This window comes from Microbulbifer sp. ABH2_005 (assembly GCF_056160005.1).
Genome location: NZ_JBSWWI010000001.1, coordinates 3,812,325 through 3,830,000, shown reverse-complemented (window position 1 = coordinate 3,830,000; position 17,676 = coordinate 3,812,325). Strand labels below are relative to the sequence as shown.

Below are 17,676 nucleotides of genomic sequence, written 5' to 3'. Positions count from 1 at the left end.
TAGAACCTGAAACCGTATACGTACAAGCAGTAGGAGCCCTTCGGGGTGACTGCGTACCTTTTGTATAATGGGTCAGCGACTTATTGTCTGTAGCAAGGTTAACCGCTTAGGGGAGCCGTAGAGAAATCGAGTCTTAATAGGGCGTTTAGTTGCAGGCAATAGACCCGAAACCCGGCGATCTATCCATGGGCAGGTTGAAGGTTGAGTAACATCAACTGGAGGACCGAACCCACTAATGTTGAAAAATTAGGGGATGACCTGTGGATCGGAGTGAAAGGCTAATCAAGCCGGGAGATAGCTGGTTCTCCTCGAAAGCTATTTAGGTAGCGCCTCGCGTCTCACCCTCGGGGGTAGAGCACTGTTTGGGCTAGGGGGTCATCCCGACTTACCAACCCCATGCAAACTCCGAATACCGAGGAGTGCAATCGCGGGAGACACACGGCGGGTGCTAACGTCCGTCGTGGAAAGGGAAACAACCCAGACCGCCAGCTAAGGTCCCAAATACCAGTTAAGTGGGAAACGATGTGGGAAGGCCCAGACAGCTAGGAGGTTGGCTTAGAAGCAGCCATCCTTTAAAGAAAGCGTAATAGCTCACTAGTCGAGTCGGCCTGCGCGGAAGATATACCGGGGCTAAAACTGGTAACCGAAGCTGCGGATGCTCTTAGGAGCATGGTAGAGGAGCGTTGTGTAAGCCGTTGAAGGTGGATCGGGAGGTCTGCTGGAGGTATCACAAGTGCGAATGCTGACATGAGTAACGACAAGGGAGGTGAAAAACCTCCCCGCCGGAAGACCAAGGGTTCCTGTCCAACGCTAATCGGGACAGGGTTAGTCGACCCCTAAGGCGAGGGCGAAAGCCGTAGTCGATGGGAAACAGGTTAATATTCCTGTACTCGCTATTGCTGCGACGGAGTGACGGAGAAGGCTAGGCCAGCATGGCGATTGGTTGTCCATGTTTAAGGTCGTAGGCTGGGGACTTAGGCAAATCCGGGTCCCTAAGGCTGAGAACTGATGACGAAGCCCACTTGTGGGTGAAGTGGTTGATGCCCTGCTTCCAGGAAAAACTTCTAAGCTTCAGGCAATAGTGAATCGTACTCTAAACCGACACAGGTGGTCAGGTAGAGAATACCAAGGCGCTTGAGAGAACTCTGGTGAAGGAACTAGGCAAAATGGTACCGTAACTTCGGGAGAAGGTACGCCGGTTTTGGTGATGGGACTTGCTCCCTAAGCTGAGGCCGGTCGAAGTGACCAGGTGGCTGCGACTGTTTATTAAAAACATAGCACTCTGCAAACTCGTAAGAGGACGTATAGGGTGTGACGCCTGCCCGGTGCCGGAAGGTTAATTGATGGGGTTAGCTTCGGCGAAGCTCTTGATCGAAGCCCCGGTAAACGGCGGCCGTAACTATAACGGTCCTAAGGTAGCGAAATTCCTTGTCGGGTAAGTTCCGACCTGCACGAATGGCGTAACGATGGCCACGCTGTCTCCACCAGAGACTCAGTGAAATTGAAATCGCTGTTAAGATGCAGTGTACCCGCGGCTAGACGGAAAGACCCCGTGAACCTTTACTACAGCTTTGCACTGAACTTTGAGCCTACTTGTGTAGGATAGGTGGGAGGCTTTGAAACAGTAACGCTAGTTACTGTGGAGCCGTCCTTGAAATACCACCCTGGTATGTTTGAGGTTCTAACTCTGGTCCGTTATCCGGATCGAGGACAGTGTATGGTGGGTAGTTTGACTGGGGCGGTCTCCTCCCAAAGAGTAACGGAGGAGTACGAAGGTGCACTCAGCATGGTCGGAAATCATGCAATGAGCATAATGGTATAAGTGCGCTTGACTGCGAGTCAGACATGACGAGCAGGTACGAAAGTAGGTCATAGTGATCCGGTGGTTCTGTATGGAAGGGCCATCGCTCAACGGATAAAAGGTACTCCGGGGATAACAGGCTGATACCGCCCAAGAGTTCACATCGACGGCGGTGTTTGGCACCTCGATGTCGGCTCATCACATCCTGGGGCTGAAGCCGGTCCCAAGGGTATGGCTGTTCGCCATTTAAAGTGGTACGCGAGCTGGGTTTAGAACGTCGTGAGACAGTTCGGTCCCTATCTGCCGTGGGCGTTGGAAATTTGAGAAGAGTTGCTCCTAGTACGAGAGGACCGGAGTGAACGAACCTCTGGTGTTCGGGTTGTCACGCCAGTGGCATTGCCCGGTAGCTATGTTCGGACGGGATAACCGCTGAAAGCATCTAAGCGGGAAGCCTCCTTCAAGATTAGATTTCCCTGACTCCTTGAGAGTCCTAAAGGGCCGTGGAAGACTACCACGTTGATAGGCTGGGTGTGGAAGCGTTGTGAGGCGTTGAGCTAACCAGTACTAATTGCCCGTGCGGCTTGACCATACAACAGAGATGGTTACTAACGATTAGCTAAGCTAGCGGATTGTGGAATGAAAGACACACAATGATCGCTTGCGGTGTATTACTACAGATTGTTTTACCGACTTATTTGGGTTGACTGTTAACTGCTGAAAAAGCAGTGGCAAACGAACAGTCAAACGGCAGCGCAGGGCAAACGCCCATAAGACCAACGCCAACCCAAGCCAGTTTGCCTGACGACAATAGAGTTGTGGAACCACCTGATCCCTTGCCGAACTCAGAAGTGAAACGCAACATCGCCGATGGTAGTGTGGGGCTTCCCCATGTGAGAGTAGGTCATCGTCAGGCTTCTAATCCGAAAGGGCCACCCAATGGGTGGCCTTTTTTTTATGTGCAAAAAAAATAGTTAACAAAAATAATAAAAACAGAAAATAAAAAAAGAGTTGGAAGAAAAATCCGCTCTGGAGAAAAATAAAAACTCCGGCCAAACCCCAGCCGAATTTTTACTCGCAATACTTCCGCCGAAAAATCCAGCTCGACAAAAACCCCAGAAAAATACAAAGTCTCTGAAAAGGTTCGAGCGGCTTCCAGCCCTTTAAACAAAGCATTTTTCTCAATATTTACGTTAAGTAAAAAATAGAAAATACAGAAAAATAAGACACTTTATTAAATCTGAAGCCCGTGTGTTCCTCAAAAAATGACTCTAAGTCAAAAATTAATTTCCAACACAAAAAGGTCATTGCGCTAAAAAAATGACACAACAATATTGATAAAAATTCCGGTGATTTTTTGCACGTTTTGGTGAGCCTGAGCAACCACGGGCCCTGGCGCGGATATACCGCAGTTATGCACAAGTCTATCCAGACTTTCTGTTAGTAAAGCCAGCCTGTGGAAAGTGGATAAATGGCTGGTGCTTTTTTACCCGCTGAAAAGGGCCCCACGTAAACAGGGGCCTGAGCGTGGATATCCCGGAGTTATGCACAGGTCTGTCCATGGATTCTGTTAGTAACAGCCTGTTAATAGAATTGTCACTATGGGGAAACAGAGATTTGCTGTGGATATATGGGGAAATGGGATGGGCTTGATCGCATCACCTAGAAGGCAATAAAAAGCCCCACAGGGGGCTTTGAAGAGGCTTTAGAGGTTTGTGTTACGCCATTTGTTCGTAAGCATTATCAGGAACCAGGTCGTATTGCATTTCCTTCAAGCTCAATTCATCGAGAGGGACGAGAGCAGAAGGAAGAGAAAAGCGCCGAATCGGCGAGTCCCCATGGCAGTCCATGACTTCGATATTTTCTAAGCTCTCCTGCAGTTTATACAACAAACTCCTCAGGTGAGTTGCACTCGCCGAGGATAGCGATTGGTAATCGTATGTGCCATCGAGCTTAACAAAACGTGACTCATTGCCGGCCTCTTCTATTCGGAGCCAGGCAGCACCTTTATTTGTGCTTGGCTCGCCAAGGATCATCGGCCCGAGAGGGTCCTCATAAACGGGAACTAGCTCTGTTTCTTTCGAAGATAGCAGGGTACCCACCCAGACCCAGCCAGAGAGGCTTATACGGCTTAACTGCCATTCACATAGCCAGACAGTTTGATCGTCATCTATGCGAAACTCCCGGTAGTCTCGCTGGCCAAGATAATTGTCGAAAGAGACTTTGGCACTGGGGTTGTCTCTACGAAAGCTGTGTAGTTGCTGGGTCATTTCATAATTGACTTCCCAGTGCTTTTTTAAACGCCATTGCATGGGGTATTGGCCCCACTCGACAATGTACTCTTCCCGTTCAGAAATGGTTTCAACTACCCGCCAGAAAGCACCATCAATCAGTATGCAGGTTTCACCGACTTTGCAGCCGGGTGCAATAAAGCTGCACTCTGGAGATGTCTCAGAGGCGCTGACGATATGCTCGGCGCGTCCCTCGATAACCTCATACCAGGGAAAACCATGGCGAAGTGGGGGAGGGAAAGCCAGTGCAGGTCGGCCGCCAAGTAAGCGGCGGAAAAGTACCGACTTTTCAATTTCCAGGTCAGAAAGTGTATACCCCTCCTGCTGGGTGATCTGGCCCCAGGCAAAAGCGGCTCGAATTAAATGTTTTTCACGGTCTGAAAAGCTCATGGGTGCAGTCATGGGCAAGCTAAAACAGAAACCTTACCACTGAGCGCAGATGGGTGCTAATGCAATTCTTCGATTGAGAGCTGTATAGGACATGGATACAGGAAGTTGGATACACTGCTGTGATCGACACCATAGGTTAAGGAGAATAATGTCGTGTTTGGTGTTAAAAGGCCGCTAAATGGCATAGCCACAGTATGTAGCCTGTTATTCGCATCGGTATCGGTCTCGCAAGAATTGTCTGGTGCTCAGGATTGCTATTTAGATGGCTGGAGGCATCCACTACAGTGTGAGCAAATTCCAGTGGGTGAGGGAGATCGTAAAGTTGAATTGGCGGTATTTGTTTCACCGGCTTTAGATAAGGCAGAGCGCGAACCTTTATATCTTCTTGCCGGTGGACCAGGGCAAGCGGCGAGTGATCTCGCTCCTCTACTGAATAAGTTCCGTAAAATTAATCAAAATCATGCAATCGTCATGGTAGATCGAAGAGGAACTGGACTTTCCCGGCCATTTAATTGTGGTATTGATCGGCATACGCCGATGGACTTAACACTTATCTCCAGGGAGTTGGAACAGTGTTATCTACAGCAGGCTAACTTTGCTAATTCCTTGAGCAGTCGACAAGCTGTTGAGGACCTGGAAGCGGTGCGAAAGCATCTCAATCACAATCGAATCTCTCTGTGGGGGGGATCCTGGGGGACGCGGACAGCGCTTCTTTATCAGCAGTGGTATCCCAACAGTTTAAAAGCTCTAGTGCTTGATGCTGTAGCACCTATTGATACGAAGGTATTTCTCAGTGCGGCGGCCGCCGAAAGTGCTCTTCAAATATTGATGCGAGACTGTCAGTTCGATCCAACCTGTTCTGAGTTCGGTAACTGGAGGAAGGTTTTGGACGATCTGTTAAGTCAGTGGAGTGAGTCCATGGCAATAGACTTCCGTGATCCACTGACAGGAGAAACAATGAAATACCCAATGTCTCGTTGGGTTTTACAAAATACGATACGTACTGCGCTTTATTCTCCAGAGGCAGCTGCACAATTACCCTTTGCTATTCAGCAAGCGGGTTTGGGTAATTACAACCCTCTCGCCGGAATTGCCGGACTATTTCCCGACTCAGCAGTAGGCATGTCTCTTGGGTTAACGCTTTCAATAGCCTGTGCGGAAGAATTATCTCGTATTACGGATGAAGAAATTTCAGCGGATACCAGTAACACCTTTGTGGGGAATGCTTTTTTAGAGATATTTGAGCATGGTTGTGAAGTCTGGCCAGTAGCCGATAGGCACTATGCTAAGCCACAACTCCGCGATCATCCGGTGCTGCTGATTTCCGGTGAGGCCGACCCAATCACACCGCCAAAATATGCGGAAAAGCAACTTGGCTACTTGGCCAATAAACAGCATTTGATTATTGCCAGTGGCGGTCATATTAATTCGATGAGAGGTTGTGTTCCTCGATTGATCAAAGAGTTTCTGGACTCTCCAGAGGAAGAACTGCAAAAAACCTGTGTCAATAAAATCCAGAGGCCACCCTTTATGAGTGGAATTTATGGGCCTGAGATCATGCCGGATATAACTCCTACAGCCGAAAGTGAAGAGCTTAAGGAGAAAGTGTTGTGATTATATTGGAAGGAGTAAATAAGCAGTTTTCTGGAAATGCTGTACTTCACAATTTGCAATTTACTGTGCCCGATGGTCGGATAACAGCTCTACTCGGTGCTAACGGTGCAGGAAAAACGACATGCTTGAGAATTATTGCAGGGCTACTGAAAGCCGATAGCGGTAATGTTTCTGTAGGTGGATCAGACCCCTATAAAAACCCAAAGGGTGTTCGTCAGCAGCTCGGCATTGTCGGTGATAGGGAAGGGCTCTATGAGAGGCTCACCGTCGCAGAGTACTTATCCTTTTTTGCCGGTGCACAAGGGTTGGCTGGGGCAGAATTGGAAAGGGCTTTACAGTCGGTGAGGGATGAGCTGGAACTATCGAGCCTTTGGAATCGCCGAACCAAGGGATTTTCCCAGGGAGAACGAATGAAAGTTTCTCTCGCCAGAGCATTGGTGCATAAACCTAGGCACTTGGTGCTCGATGAGCCAACCCGGGGATTGGATGTGCTTGCGGCCCGCCTGTTACGCAAAACCCTCTTGCGATTACGTGAAGAGGGAACGGCTATTTTATTTTCCAGCCATATTATGGCTGAAGTCCTTGAACTTTCCGATGAGGTTCTGGTTATGGCCGAAGGTGCAATAGTGGGAAGTGGTGCCCCAATTGAGCTTATGCGGCAAACCGGTTGTGAAAATCTTGAGGATAGCTTTGTAAAGCTCGCCTACGGAAGTTTGGCAGAGAGAAGTAAATATGGTGAGCCAGCATGATGCTTTTTAAAAATAGGCTTACCCAACAAATGCGAGTACTACTTCTCAAAGAGTTGCGCGAGGTTTGGCGAGACCGGCGCGCTTTACTGATCACACTGGGTTTTACCTTGTTGTTTCCCGCGCTGATGGTTGGCAGCGGGGCTTTATCTTTGAAGGTAATGTCTGAAACCACCTTTAATGTAGCGATTATTGGAGCAGAGTATGCTCCTCTCTTAGAGGAGAAGTTGCAGGGAGGGGACCTTAATGTTGAGCGATTGCAGGATGGGGTTCCACAAGCACTTTTGGCAGGTAAATATGATGTGGTTTTGCAAATAGAGGAAAGTTTTGCAGAAGATTATCGAAGCCTGTTGTCTCCCAAGGTTTATTTGTATGTGGATAGCGCGGATCAGTCCGGTGGGCGCGGAGCACAATTGGTACAGCAGCATCTGGCACAACTTCAACAGCTGGTTGTGCAACAACGCTTAGCGGCTCGAGGTTTAGCCACACAGGTTTTAGCCCCATGGCAACTTGAGGTGAGGGATGTCAGTACGCCTTCCAGTCGAGGATTGGCAATGTGGGGGCTGATGGTTCCCGTGCTACTGATAATGGCATTACTGGTGTGCAGTGCAGCCCCCTCTATCGACACTTCTGCTGGGGAACGTGAACGCATGACCATTGAGGTGTTGTTGCAGCAGCCTTTTAGTGGTTGGCAACTTCTAGTGGCAAAGGTTGTGGCCGTTACCAGTATTGGCTGGTTTGGTGCGCTCCTTTCACTGGCAGTTTTAACCGTTTCATTTAGCTTGCTTCCTCTGGCTGAGATTGGGGTTCGCTTTTCTGCGGGGATCTTTGAGCTTATTACGATAAGTCTCATACTGCTCCCCCTTGCGCTTCTGATCGCCGTACTGCAGATCCTGTTGTCGTTGCGCTCTCGTTCCTTCAAGGATGCCCAGATTCAGTTGAGTATTTTGCAGGCGCTACCTGTCACACTATTAGTTGCATTAAAGCTCTCCAATATTGAGCTGGACTCTCCCTGGTGGCAGCTGACTCCGCTTATCGGGCAGCAGCAGTGGTTGAGTGCGTTAATGGCTGGGGAGTCCGTTTCTGCGCTCCTGGCCATAGCTGGTTCCCTGGTCACCCTTTCTTTGGTGGGGCTGTGTATATTAGTAGGTGCCCGTGCTTTACGACGTGAAAGCTTACTGGGGGCAACCTAGCTGGTGAATAGAGAGTTGTGATGGCATGAACGATTTTCGCGAGGGGCTGCTGAGTATCAATTTGCGGTCCATTGCTGACAACTACCTGGATCTGACTAAGCGGTTGGCAACTGGTACCCGCTGTGGCGCTGTGGTCAAAGCGGATGCTTATGGCCTTGGTATGAGTCAGGTAGTGCCTGCTCTTTACAGGCAGGGTTGTCGAGACTTTTTCGTGGCAACTCAGACAGAAGGGGAGCGCTTGCGCAAGGAGCTGGGAGATAGTGTTCGCATTGTTATCTTGACCGGAGTACGCGCTGGTGCGGAACTGGAGTGTGCTCGCGCAGGATTAATGCCGACGCTCTTTACTTTAGAGCAGATTCGCAATTGGGTAGATATTTGCGCCAGTGCGAAGGTTGAGGCCCCCTGTGCGGTAAAAATAGATTCAGGTATGACCCGCCTGGGTATGGCTCCAGAGGAGTTTGACGAGTTACTAAAGGATAGTCAGTTACTGCACTCGGCGGATATCCGTCTATTGCTGAGCCACCTTGCGTGCGCGGATGAGCCACAGCATCCGCAAAATGATTTTCAGTTGCGTAGCTTCAAGGAAGCAGGGGAAAAGCTGCGTGCGCTGTGCCCAGAGGTTCAGCTGAGCCTTGCCAACTCATCGGGCATTTTCCTCGGCGAGGACTATCACTTTGATATCGCACGACCGGGCTCTGCGCTTTATGGGGTCAATCCGATTCCCGGTACCCCTAACCCAATGCGCCCTGCCGTGTCGCTGAGCTTGCCTATCGTGCAAAAGCGTTATGTTAGCCGTGAACAGTGGGTGGGTTATGGAGCGACCCAACAGATAGCAGCGGGCAGCTGGCTGGCAGTGGCCCGCGGTGGTTATGCCGATGGGATAATCCGGGCTCAGGGCGGGCGTGGTTGTGGCTGGGCTTATGGCCGCCAGCTGCCGATAATTGGCCGGATTTCCATGGATTCCACAACGTTTGATATTTCTGCGCTCTCCCAAGGAGAGCGAGAATCCCTCCAATCGATTGAGATCCTGAACAAAGACCTAACTGTTGATGAGGTAGCTGAATACGCTGGTACCATAGGTTATGAAGTACTGACCAGCTTAGGGCACCGCTATTTCCGTCGCTACATAAAAAGTTGATTACCTTGCTAGATACTATTGCGAAGAGTCCGCTGGAGCCGTTGCGCCCGGTATTGGAATTATTGGCTGATGGTGAGATGCACTCTGGTGAGGCTCTCGGCGCAGCCTTGGGGGTCAGCCGCGCGGCGGTTTGGAAACAGCTACAGAAGCTTGAACAGTATGGATTGATACTGGACTCCATTAAGGGGCAGGGTTATCGCTTGCCTGGAGGCTTGGAGCTCTTATCTGCCGAAAGTATTTACAGGGCACTCGGCGAGGAAGCTGGGGCGTTGTTGGGGGAGCTGATCCTATTTGATGAGGTGGACTCCACTAACACCCAGTTGTTGTCGCTGATGGAAAAGGGCGAGGGTCATGCGGTTGCGCTGCTTTCCGAGCGTCAGAGTGCAGGCCGCGGACGTCGTGGTCGCCAGTGGATCAGCCCCTATGGTGCGGGTATCAGTCTTTCTGTTGGCTGGGAGTTCAATGGCGGTGTGCAATCCCTGGAGGGGTTGAGTCTCGCCGTGGGGGTGGCCATCGCCAGGGCATTGGAGCGTTTTTCGGTACCGGATGTCCGCCTCAAGTGGCCAAATGATGTTTGGTGTCGAGGTCGAAAGTTGTCCGGTGTTTTGCTGGAGCTAAAAGGCGATCTCACGGATCGCTGCGCTGTGGTGATTGGTATTGGCCTAAATAGCGGTCTGCGAAATGAGAGTGCCAATGCTATTGATCAGCCTTGGGCGGATTTGCAGCAGGTAAAGCCTGGAATTTCACGCAATCAATTGGTCGCAGCGATCCTGGCTGAGCTACTGCCACTTTTACACAGTTATGCCGAGCAAGGTTTTTCGACTTACCGAGAAGCCTGGATGCAGCTGGATCAGTTTGCCGGGCAAAAGGTTACTCTGCAGGCTGGCACCCAAACCTGGTGTGGAATTGCCGCAGGAGTCAGTGAAAAGGGTGCTTTAGAGTTAAATATTGATGGAGAGATACAACACTTCCACGGTGGAGAGATCTCTTTACGGGGGCAGGTTTGATTCTCGAACTGGATATCGGTAATACCCGGGGCAAGTGGCGCCTGCTGAGTGAGGGGCAGGTGCGTTCCAGAGGCAGTTTTAAAACGGCTGATCTGCGTGCGGGACATTTGCCCGAAGGGTGGGATCTGCTGGATCCCCGGAGAGTGCGGGTGGTCAATGTGGCGGGGCCGCAAGTCGCGGAAACGCTGATTGGGCATGTACAGGAGTTGTTCTCTCTCGAGGTGGAGTTTTCCCAGGTTCTGCTGGAGTGCGCTGGAGTAGCCTGTGGCTATGACAACCATCGCCTGCTTGGCGTCGATCGCTGGCTGGCGATGCTGGCGGCTTATGATCGAGAGCGCCGGGCGGCTCTAATTGTGGACTGTGGCAGCGCAGTGACTTTGGATCTGGTCGACAATAATGGGTGTCATTTGGGAGGCTACATAGTCCCCGGTATCGGCCTTATGCAGCGCTCACTGTATCTTGATACCCACGCGGCCAAGAGTGCGCAGGATATCACCTTAATAGAGTCCCTCGGCGCCGGTCGCAGCACCGATGAGGCTATTAACCGAGGCCTCCTGTTGATGGTGCTCGGAGCTATTGATCGCGCACTGGAAGAGTTGCGCGGATATTGTGAGGAGGAGCCGTTGTTATGGCTAACAGGCGGCGATGCCCCTCTATTGTCAGCACTTTACCAGCGGGAGCACCACCTGGTTCCAGAGCTGGTAATGGACGGCTTAGCATTAAGTAACCCTTGAAAAATAAATAATGCTCTATGCGTTGGATAGCTCTTTCTTTACTACTGTTGAATTTCGGCGTTTTCGCTTGGTTTGTCAGCACCACAACCGCTGAAAAAGAGAGGGTAAGGATCGCCGACAAGCGGGCGGAGGCCCAGATTCAGGGTATTACCCTGGTCAGTGAAATGTCGCGGAAGGATCTATCTCCTCTGGCAGCGCCTTCTGCGCCGCCACCTGCCGAGCACTCAGCAGAACAGCTTTGTACATTACTTGGCCCCTTTGCAGAGGAATTCCTGGGTGAGGCGATAGTACAGCGCTTAAAGGCCTTACAGGTTGACGCCATTTTGCGAGATGTGGAAATGCAGGGGCAGATGCGTTATTGGGTCTTTCTGCCCCCGTTAAATTCCCGTCGAGAAGCCTATAACCGCTTGCGTGAATTGCAGGCGCAGGGGATCGATAGCTATGTGATCCCCAAGGGGGCGCTGGCGGATGGAATTTCCTTTGGTATTTTTAGTGAACGTTTACGGGCTGAATCACTGACCAGTGAGCTGCTTGAGAAAGGGATTCGCGCGCAATTCCGTGAGGAGCCACAGACCCATAGCGAACGCTGGATTGTGTTGGCACCAGGGGCATCCGATGATTTGGCTCCCGAGTTTTGGCTCCAGCTACAGCAGGAGTACCCCGATTTGGACCGGCGTCGAAATCTCTGTGCAGAGGTGGCGGGTTGAAAGGGGTTGGGCTATAGGTCTAGATCCTCAAACGCTGATCGTACGCGGCCGTTTTTTGCTGCATGTAGCAATAGGCGACACAAAAAATTCTGATTTATCTGTAAAAAGGGTGTTGCTTGTCGGGATAAGTTCCCCTAGAATCCCGCCTCCATTGACGAGGGTGACAATTCAACTTCGACAATGGACGGGATAGGGCTGGCGTAGCTCAGTTGGTAGAGCAGCTGACTTGTAATCAGCCGGTCGGGGGTTCGACTCCTCTCGCCAGCTCCATTTTTATCCCGGCGCTGTCCAGCATTAAGTTTTGTAGCTAAGTCTGTGAAATTTAAAGAAAAAAATGTTGACAGCGCGGCGGAAGGTGTAGAGAATGCACCCCGCATTGAGGCAGGGGTTCCCGAGTGGCCAAAGGGATCAGACTGTAAATCTGACGCGAAAGCTTCGGTGGTTCGAATCCACCCCCCTGCACCATTTTTTACACCGTAAGGTGTTGCCGGCGAAACAGGTAGTTTCGTCTGGAGGCTCCCGCAAGCGGGCATAGTTCAATGGTAGAACCTCAGCCTTCCAAGCTGATGATGCGGGTTCGATTCCCGCTGCCCGCTCCAATTATGGGTTCGGCTGGAATGCTCTCCAAAACGGCAAGCCTTGTGGTCGCCTAGGAAAGGCGGTGATTTGCTCATGTAGCTCAGGGGTAGAGCACACCCTTGGTAAGGGTGAGGTCGGCGGTTCAAATCCGCCCATGAGCTCCATTTTTCAATAGCCGCAAGAGTGAGAGCTCTTGCGGTTGTTTGTGTCCGGGGTCGGGGTTTTTCCGGGTCGGATGCGCATGTTCTGGACGTGGGTGGTGTCGTTAGCGGCTCATCCATATTAGGAGGCTGCAATGGCAAAAGAAAAGTTTGAACGTTCCAAGCCCCACGTGAACGTGGGCACCATCGGTCACGTTGACCACGGTAAAACCACCCTGACTGCTGCTCTGACTCGCGTATGTGCCGAGGTTTGGGGCGGTGCTGCCGTTGCTTTCGACGGTATCGACAATGCTCCAGAAGAGCGTGAGCGCGGTATCACCATCGCTACCTCTCACGTTGAGTACGAGTCCCCGACTCGCCACTACGCGCACGTAGACTGCCCCGGACACGCCGACTACGTTAAGAACATGATCACCGGTGCTGCTCAGATGGACGGCGCTATCCTGGTATGTTCCGCAGCTGACGGCCCCATGCCGCAGACTCGTGAGCACATCCTGCTGTCCCGTCAGGTAGGTGTACCTTACATCGTGGTATTCCTGAACAAAGCGGACATGGTAGACGACGAAGAGCTGCTCGAGCTGGTAGAAATGGAAGTTCGCGAACTTCTCGACCAGTACGAGTTCCCGGGTGACGACACTCCGATCATCGTTGGTTCTGCTCTGATGGCCCTGAACGGCGAAGACGACAACGAAATGGGTACTACCGCTGTTAAGAAGCTGGTAGAAACCCTGGACGAGTACATCCCTGAGCCGGAGCGTGCGGTAGACCTGCCGTTCCTGATGCCGATCGAAGACGTATTCTCTATCTCTGGCCGTGGTACTGTTGTTACCGGTCGTGTAGAGCGTGGTGTAATCAATACTGGCGACGAAGTTGAGATCGTTGGTATCCGCGAAACCACCACCACCACCTGTACTGGTGTTGAAATGTTCCGCAAGCTGCTCGACGAAGGTCGTGCTGGTGAGAACATCGGTGCGCTGCTGCGTGGCACCAAGCGTGACGAAGTCGAGCGTGGTCAGGTACTGGCTAAGCCGGGCTCCATCACTCCGCACACCAAGTTCGAAGCGGAAGTGTACATCCTGTCCAAGGACGAAGGTGGTCGTCACACCCCGTTCTTTAAAGGCTACCGTCCTCAGTTCTACTTCCGTACTACCGACGTAACTGGTGCGGTAGAGCTGCCGGAAGGCACTGAAATGGTAATGCCGGGCGACAACATTCAAATGGTTGTTACCCTGATCGCTCCGATCGCCATGGAAGACGGCCTGCGCTTCGCTATCCGCGAAGGTGGTCGTACCGTAGGTGCGGGCGTTGTTGCTAAGATCATTGAGTAATCTTTGATCTTCGTGTCGCCGGGATTCCCCGGCGGCGCAATAGATAAGAGGGTTGTCTGTAGCTCTCTCTATCTTCGGATGCTGTAGCATCCATGCTGTACAGGCCAGTAGTTCAATTGGTAGAGCACCGGTCTCCAAAACCGGCTGTTGGGGGTTCGAGTCCCTCCTGGCCTGCCATTTTAAACACTCCACTTGAAATAAGTTTAGGGGTGTCGCAAGACCCTACTTTTCAGTGGGGCTTTTGTGTTTTTGAGCACTAAGGGCTTATCTATAGTGCGCTAAGGGCTTCATATATGAATGCTAAAGCAGAAGCGAAAACCTTTCGTCTTGACGGCCTGAAGTGGCTGCTAATAGTGCTGCTGGTTGGTGGTGCTGTAGCGGGCAATTCTTATTATGCCGAATTCCCCCTGATTTACCGCGTACTGGCAGTGACTGCAATCTGCCTGGCTGCCCTGGTTGTTGCGGTGAATACTGCGAAGGGTAATGCACTCTGGCAACTTTTGCGCGAGGCGCAAACAGAAGTCAGGCGTGTGGTTTGGCCGACTCGCCAAGAGGCCACCCAGACGACAGTGATTGTGGTGGTTTTTGTGTTGATTATGGCGCTAATTCTCTGGGCGCTGGACTCCGCTTTAGGTTGGGCGGCATCCAAACTCATCGGCTAAAGGTTGATACATGGCAAAGCATTGGTATGTGGTCCAGGCTTACTCGGGCTATGAGAAGCGTGTCGCCAGCTCTTTGAAAGAGCGTATTGAGCTACACGAAATGGACCACCTGTTTGGTGAAGTGCTGGTTCCCACCGAAGAAGTGGTGGAGATGCGAGCAGGACAAAAGCGCAAGAGTGAGCGCAAGTTCTTCCCGGGTTATGTCCTGGTGGAAATGGAACTGAATGACGATACCTGGCACTTGGTGAAAGAAACCCCCCGAGTGCTCGGTTTTATCGGTGGCAAGGCAGATAGGCCGGCCCCGATTACCGATCGAGAGGCCCAGGCTATCCTGAATCGAATCGACGATTCCGCCGATAAGCCCAAGCCCAAAACCCTGTTTGAACCAGGTGAAATGGTTCGGGTTATCGACGGTCCGTTTAATGATTTCAACGGTGTGGTCGAAGAGGTCAACTACGAAAAGAGCCGCCTGCGCGTGGCGGTATTGATCTTCGGGCGCTCCACCCCCGTTGAACTGGAGTTTAGTCAGGTAGAAAAGACCTGATTCCAGTGTAAATTTTTTGCCCTCTTTCGCCGCAAGGTGGAAGGGGGTTTTCGCGTCCCCGGAAAATATATTTTGTTTTTTGGGGCGGGGAGCCAGCTCTCTGCCGAGAGGTAAGTTGTGGCTGGCGTTACCACCCATCTAGAGGAGAGCTGTAATGGCTAAGAAAGTAGAAGCTTATATCAAGCTGCAAGTTAAGGCCGGTCAGGCCAACCCAAGTCCGCCCGTTGGTCCTGCACTGGGTCAGCACGGCGTGAACATCATGGAATTCTGTAAGGCGTTCAACGCCCAGACTCAAAGCCTTGAGCCGGGTCTGCCGGTGCCGGTTGTGATCTCTGTATACAGCGATCGCTCCTTCACCTTCATCATGAAGTCCCCGCCTGCTGCAGTACTGCTGCGCAAGGCTGCCAAGATCAAGAGCGGTTCCGGTCGTCCGAATACCGACAAGGTAGGTAAGGTTACCCGCGCTCAGATCGAAGAGATCGTAGAAATGAAGAAAGCCGACCTGACTGCATCCGATATGGACGCGGCCGTGCGCACTATCGCCGGTTCCGCACGCAGTGCCGGTATCGAAGTGGAGGGTCTCTAAGTGGCTAAATTGAGCAAGCGTCAGCGCGTAATCGCTGAGAAAGTTGAAGCTGGTAAAGCCTACGGCATCGAAGAAGCCGTAGCTCTGCTGAAAGAGCTGTCCAACGTTAAGTTTGCAGAGACTGTAGACGCCTCTGTAAACCTGGGTATCGACCCACGTAAATCCGACCAGGCTGTTCGCGGTGCGACCACTCTGCCGCACGGTACCGGTAAAGAAGTTCGCGTAGCTGTTTTCACCCAGGGTGCAAACGCTGATGCCGCTAAAGAAGCGGGCGCTGACCTGATCGGTATGGACGAGCTGGCTGCCGACGTTAAAGCGGGCAAGATGGACTTCGACGTAGTGATCGCTTCTCCAGATGCGATGCGCGTTGTAGGTCAGCTGGGTCAGATCCTCGGCCCGCGCGGCCTGATGCCGAACCCGAAGACTGGCACTGTAACTCCAGACGTTGCTACTGCGGTTAAAAATGCTAAAGCTGGTCAGGTGCGTTTCCGCGCTGACAAAGGCGGCATCATCCACGGTGGTATCGGCAAAGTTGCTTTCGATGCGAACTTGCTGAAAGAAAACCTGGAAGCTCTGGTAGCAGACCTGAAGAAAGCCAAGCCGGCTTCTGCAAAAGGTGTGTACCTGAAGAAGATCACCCTGAGCACCACTATGGGCCCAGGTCTGGTTATCGACCAGTCTTCCCTGAACATCTAATTGAAGCTGTGCGCTAACACTGTTAGCGCACAGTAAATCGAACTTTGGGGTCCACTTGATGCTTCGGCAGAAATGTGGGCCGTCAAAGACCGTAGGTGCCAGGTACGTTGAGGTTTAACGTGTCTGGCTTAATCCAAGCCTCGGCCAGGTTGGCCGTTAAGAGGCTTGAGCCTACGCAGACGGTGTCGCCCAAACCAGTATTTTTACTGGATTTGAGCTTTATGCACCGGAACGGATCGGGCGTTGAGCCCGGTTTTTTTCAAATCCAGGAGTGACACTATGGCTATTGGACTCGAAGACAAGAAAGCGATTGTCGCAGATGTCCAGCAAGCTGCTGAGGGTGCTCTGTCTGCGGTTGTTGCGGATTCCCGCGGCGTTACCGTAAATGACATGACTGCCCTGCGCAAAGAGGCTCGCGAGAACGGCGTTTGGTTAAAAGTCGTCCGCAATACTCTGGCGCGTCGCGCTCTGGCAGGAACCGATTACGAATGTCTGACTGACAAATTCGTAGGTCCTAGCATCATTGCATTCTCCAGCGAACACCCAGGTGCCGGCGCGCGCATCCTGAGCCAGTTCGCCAAGGGCAATGACAAGCTGGAACTGAAAGGTGCTGCCTTCGAAGGCGCGATCACCGACGTCGCATTGTTGGCAAGCCTGCCGACTTACGACGAGGCGATCGCCAAGCTGATGAGCGTATTGAAAGAAGCATCTGCTGGCAAGCTGGTCCGCACTATCGCGGCCGTTCGCGACCAAAAAGAGCAGGAAGCTGCGTAATACATTCGCTTTGGCGAATCGCGGTTTCAAAACGAAATACGAGCAGCTACTGCTCAAACCAATTCAGGTAATGACTCATGTCTCTGACTAAAGAAGATATCATCAACGCTGTTGCCGAAATGTCTGTTAAGGACGTTGTTGAACTGATCGAAGCAATGGAAGAGAAGTTCGGTGTAACTGCTGCTGCAGCAGTTGTAGCCGGCCCGGCGGCTGCTGAAGCAGCTGAAGAGAAAGACTCTTTCGACGTAGTTCTGACTTCTGCAGGCGACAAGAAAGTAAACGTGATCAAGGTTGTTCGCGGCATCACCGGCCTGGGCCTGAAAGAAGCCAAGGCACTGGTTGACGGCGCTCCAAGCCCGCTGAAAGAAGGCGCAACCAAAGACGAAGCTGAAGCCGCTAAGAAAGAGCTGGAAGAAGCTGGCGCTACTGTAGAACTGAAGTAATTCAGTTACTGCGATTCCCGCTAGCGGTCGCGTAAAGCGACAGATAGCGGTAAGGCTGGTGGACTTTTGTCCGCCGGCCTTTTTGCCGTTTGCGGTACTGAGGTTTTAGCGGTGCCGGCGGTATAAAACCGTGGCAAACCTCAATTTAACCATAGCGCAGTTGCGCTGCCCGAAAGCAAGCGGAGAGGTTTCTGAACAGTGCAGGTAATTTGTATTGTTCAGAGGCTTCTCGCCCGGAGGGGCTCCCGAATGGAGTCCCACGAAGTCTTGTCACTGATCAAGCTG

Annotated in this window: 16 protein-coding genes, 5 tRNA genes and 2 rRNA genes (1 of these 23 cut by a window edge); 21 read left to right on the top strand and 2 right to left on the bottom strand. The window is 51.8% G+C overall.

The features are described from left to right. Together ACXAFI_RS16650 and rrf are read left to right on the top strand one after the other, a co-directional pair. Positions 1–2,390: ribosomal RNA gene (locus ACXAFI_RS16650) — 23S ribosomal RNA — on the top strand; it begins 491 nt to the left of the window's first position. A gap of 208 nt (positions 2,391–2,598) precedes the next feature. Further along, positions 2,599–2,714, top strand: a 5S ribosomal RNA gene (gene rrf / locus ACXAFI_RS16645). 39 nt (positions 2,715–2,753) lie between these two features. Here the strand turns inward: rrf and ACXAFI_RS16640 are convergent. Together ACXAFI_RS16640 and ACXAFI_RS16635 are read right to left on the bottom strand one after the other, a co-directional pair. Then, entirely contained in the window at positions 2,754–2,969 is a 216-nt protein-coding gene (locus tag ACXAFI_RS16640; RefSeq protein ID WP_475109660.1) for a hypothetical protein, read from the bottom strand. 547 nt (positions 2,970–3,516) lie between these two features. Then, positions 3,517–4,479, bottom strand: coding sequence for a hypothetical protein (locus ACXAFI_RS16635; RefSeq protein WP_475109659.1), 963 nt, complete (start codon positions 4,477–4,479; stop codon positions 3,517–3,519). Positions 4,480–4,632: 153 nt separating this feature from the next. Between ACXAFI_RS16635 and ACXAFI_RS16630 the strand changes: the two genes are divergently transcribed. The 19 genes from ACXAFI_RS16630 (at position 4,633) to rplL (ending at position 17,391) form a co-directional block, all read left to right on the top strand. After that, on the top strand, positions 4,633–6,093 hold the full coding sequence (locus tag ACXAFI_RS16630) for an alpha/beta hydrolase (RefSeq protein ID WP_475109658.1): 1,461 nt from the start codon (positions 4,633–4,635) through the stop codon (positions 6,091–6,093). Then, positions 6,090–6,842 carry an ABC transporter ATP-binding protein gene (locus ACXAFI_RS16625; protein ID WP_475109657.1) on the top strand — a complete coding sequence of 251 codons (753 nt, stop codon included), beginning with the start codon at positions 6,090–6,092 and terminating at the stop codon, positions 6,840–6,842. Before ACXAFI_RS16630 ends, ACXAFI_RS16625 begins: the two co-directional genes overlap by 4 nt. After that, positions 6,839–8,032 carry an ABC transporter permease gene (locus ACXAFI_RS16620; protein ID WP_475109656.1) on the top strand — a complete coding sequence of 398 codons (1,194 nt, stop codon included), beginning with the start codon at positions 6,839–6,841 and terminating at the stop codon, positions 8,030–8,032. Before ACXAFI_RS16625 ends, ACXAFI_RS16620 begins: the two co-directional genes overlap by 4 nt. Before the next feature lie 25 nt (positions 8,033–8,057). Next, complete coding sequence (gene alr, locus ACXAFI_RS16615) at positions 8,058–9,170, top strand: alanine racemase (RefSeq protein WP_475109655.1); 1,113 nt, start codon at positions 8,058–8,060, stop codon at positions 9,168–9,170. Between the two features lie 5 nt (positions 9,171–9,175). Then, positions 9,176–10,177, top strand: coding sequence for a bifunctional biotin--[acetyl-CoA-carboxylase] ligase/biotin operon repressor BirA (birA, locus tag ACXAFI_RS16610; RefSeq protein ID WP_444920944.1), 1,002 nt, complete (start codon positions 9,176–9,178; stop codon positions 10,175–10,177). After that, a complete protein-coding gene (locus ACXAFI_RS16605) occupies positions 10,174–10,911 on the top strand; it encodes a type III pantothenate kinase (protein ID WP_475109654.1) in 738 nt (245 codons plus the stop codon). The genes birA and ACXAFI_RS16605 overlap by 4 nt, the downstream gene beginning before the upstream one ends. 17 nt (positions 10,912–10,928) lie before the next feature. After that, positions 10,929–11,618 (top strand): SPOR domain-containing protein, encoded by a 690-nt coding sequence (locus tag ACXAFI_RS16600; RefSeq protein ID WP_444920947.1) that lies wholly within the window; start codon positions 10,929–10,931, stop codon positions 11,616–11,618. A 194-nt stretch (positions 11,619–11,812) separates the two neighbouring features. Next, a tRNA-Thr gene (locus ACXAFI_RS16595) sits at positions 11,813–11,888 on the top strand. Between the two features lie 111 nt (positions 11,889–11,999). After that, positions 12,000–12,083: transfer RNA gene (locus tag ACXAFI_RS16590), tRNA-Tyr, on the top strand. Positions 12,084–12,143: 60 nt separating this feature from the next. Further along, a tRNA-Gly gene (locus tag ACXAFI_RS16585) sits at positions 12,144–12,217 on the top strand. Between the two features lie 69 nt (positions 12,218–12,286). Next, positions 12,287–12,361, top strand: a tRNA-Thr gene (locus tag ACXAFI_RS16580). 131 nt (positions 12,362–12,492) lie between these two features. Next, entirely contained in the window at positions 12,493–13,686 is a 1,194-nt protein-coding gene (tuf, locus tag ACXAFI_RS16575; protein ID WP_444920948.1) for an elongation factor Tu, read from the top strand. 101 nt (positions 13,687–13,787) lie between these two features. Next, positions 13,788–13,863 (top strand) — tRNA-Trp (locus ACXAFI_RS16570). A 116-nt stretch (positions 13,864–13,979) separates the two neighbouring features. After that, positions 13,980–14,348, top strand: a complete 369-nt coding sequence (secE, locus tag ACXAFI_RS16565; RefSeq protein WP_152451114.1) for a preprotein translocase subunit SecE — start codon at positions 13,980–13,982, stop codon at positions 14,346–14,348. A 10-nt stretch (positions 14,349–14,358) separates the two neighbouring features. Then, a complete protein-coding gene (gene nusG, locus ACXAFI_RS16560; protein ID WP_152451116.1) occupies positions 14,359–14,892 on the top strand; it encodes a transcription termination/antitermination protein NusG in 534 nt (177 codons plus the stop codon). A 154-nt stretch (positions 14,893–15,046) separates the two neighbouring features. Further along, a complete protein-coding gene (rplK, locus tag ACXAFI_RS16555) occupies positions 15,047–15,478 on the top strand; it encodes a 50S ribosomal protein L11 (protein WP_152451118.1) in 432 nt (143 codons plus the stop codon). Then, positions 15,479–16,174, top strand: a complete 696-nt coding sequence (rplA, locus tag ACXAFI_RS16550; protein ID WP_152451120.1) for a 50S ribosomal protein L1 — start codon at positions 15,479–15,481, stop codon at positions 16,172–16,174. Between the two features lie 279 nt (positions 16,175–16,453). Beyond that, the gene (gene rplJ / locus ACXAFI_RS16545) at positions 16,454–16,948 is read left to right on the top strand and encodes a 50S ribosomal protein L10 (protein ID WP_475109653.1); all 495 of its coding nucleotides are present in this window, start codon (positions 16,454–16,456) and stop codon (positions 16,946–16,948) included. A gap of 77 nt (positions 16,949–17,025) precedes the next feature. Continuing rightward, positions 17,026–17,391 carry a 50S ribosomal protein L7/L12 gene (gene rplL / locus ACXAFI_RS16540; protein WP_152451123.1) on the top strand — a complete coding sequence of 122 codons (366 nt, stop codon included), beginning with the start codon at positions 17,026–17,028 and terminating at the stop codon, positions 17,389–17,391. The last annotated feature ends 285 nt before the right edge of the window (positions 17,392–17,676 follow it).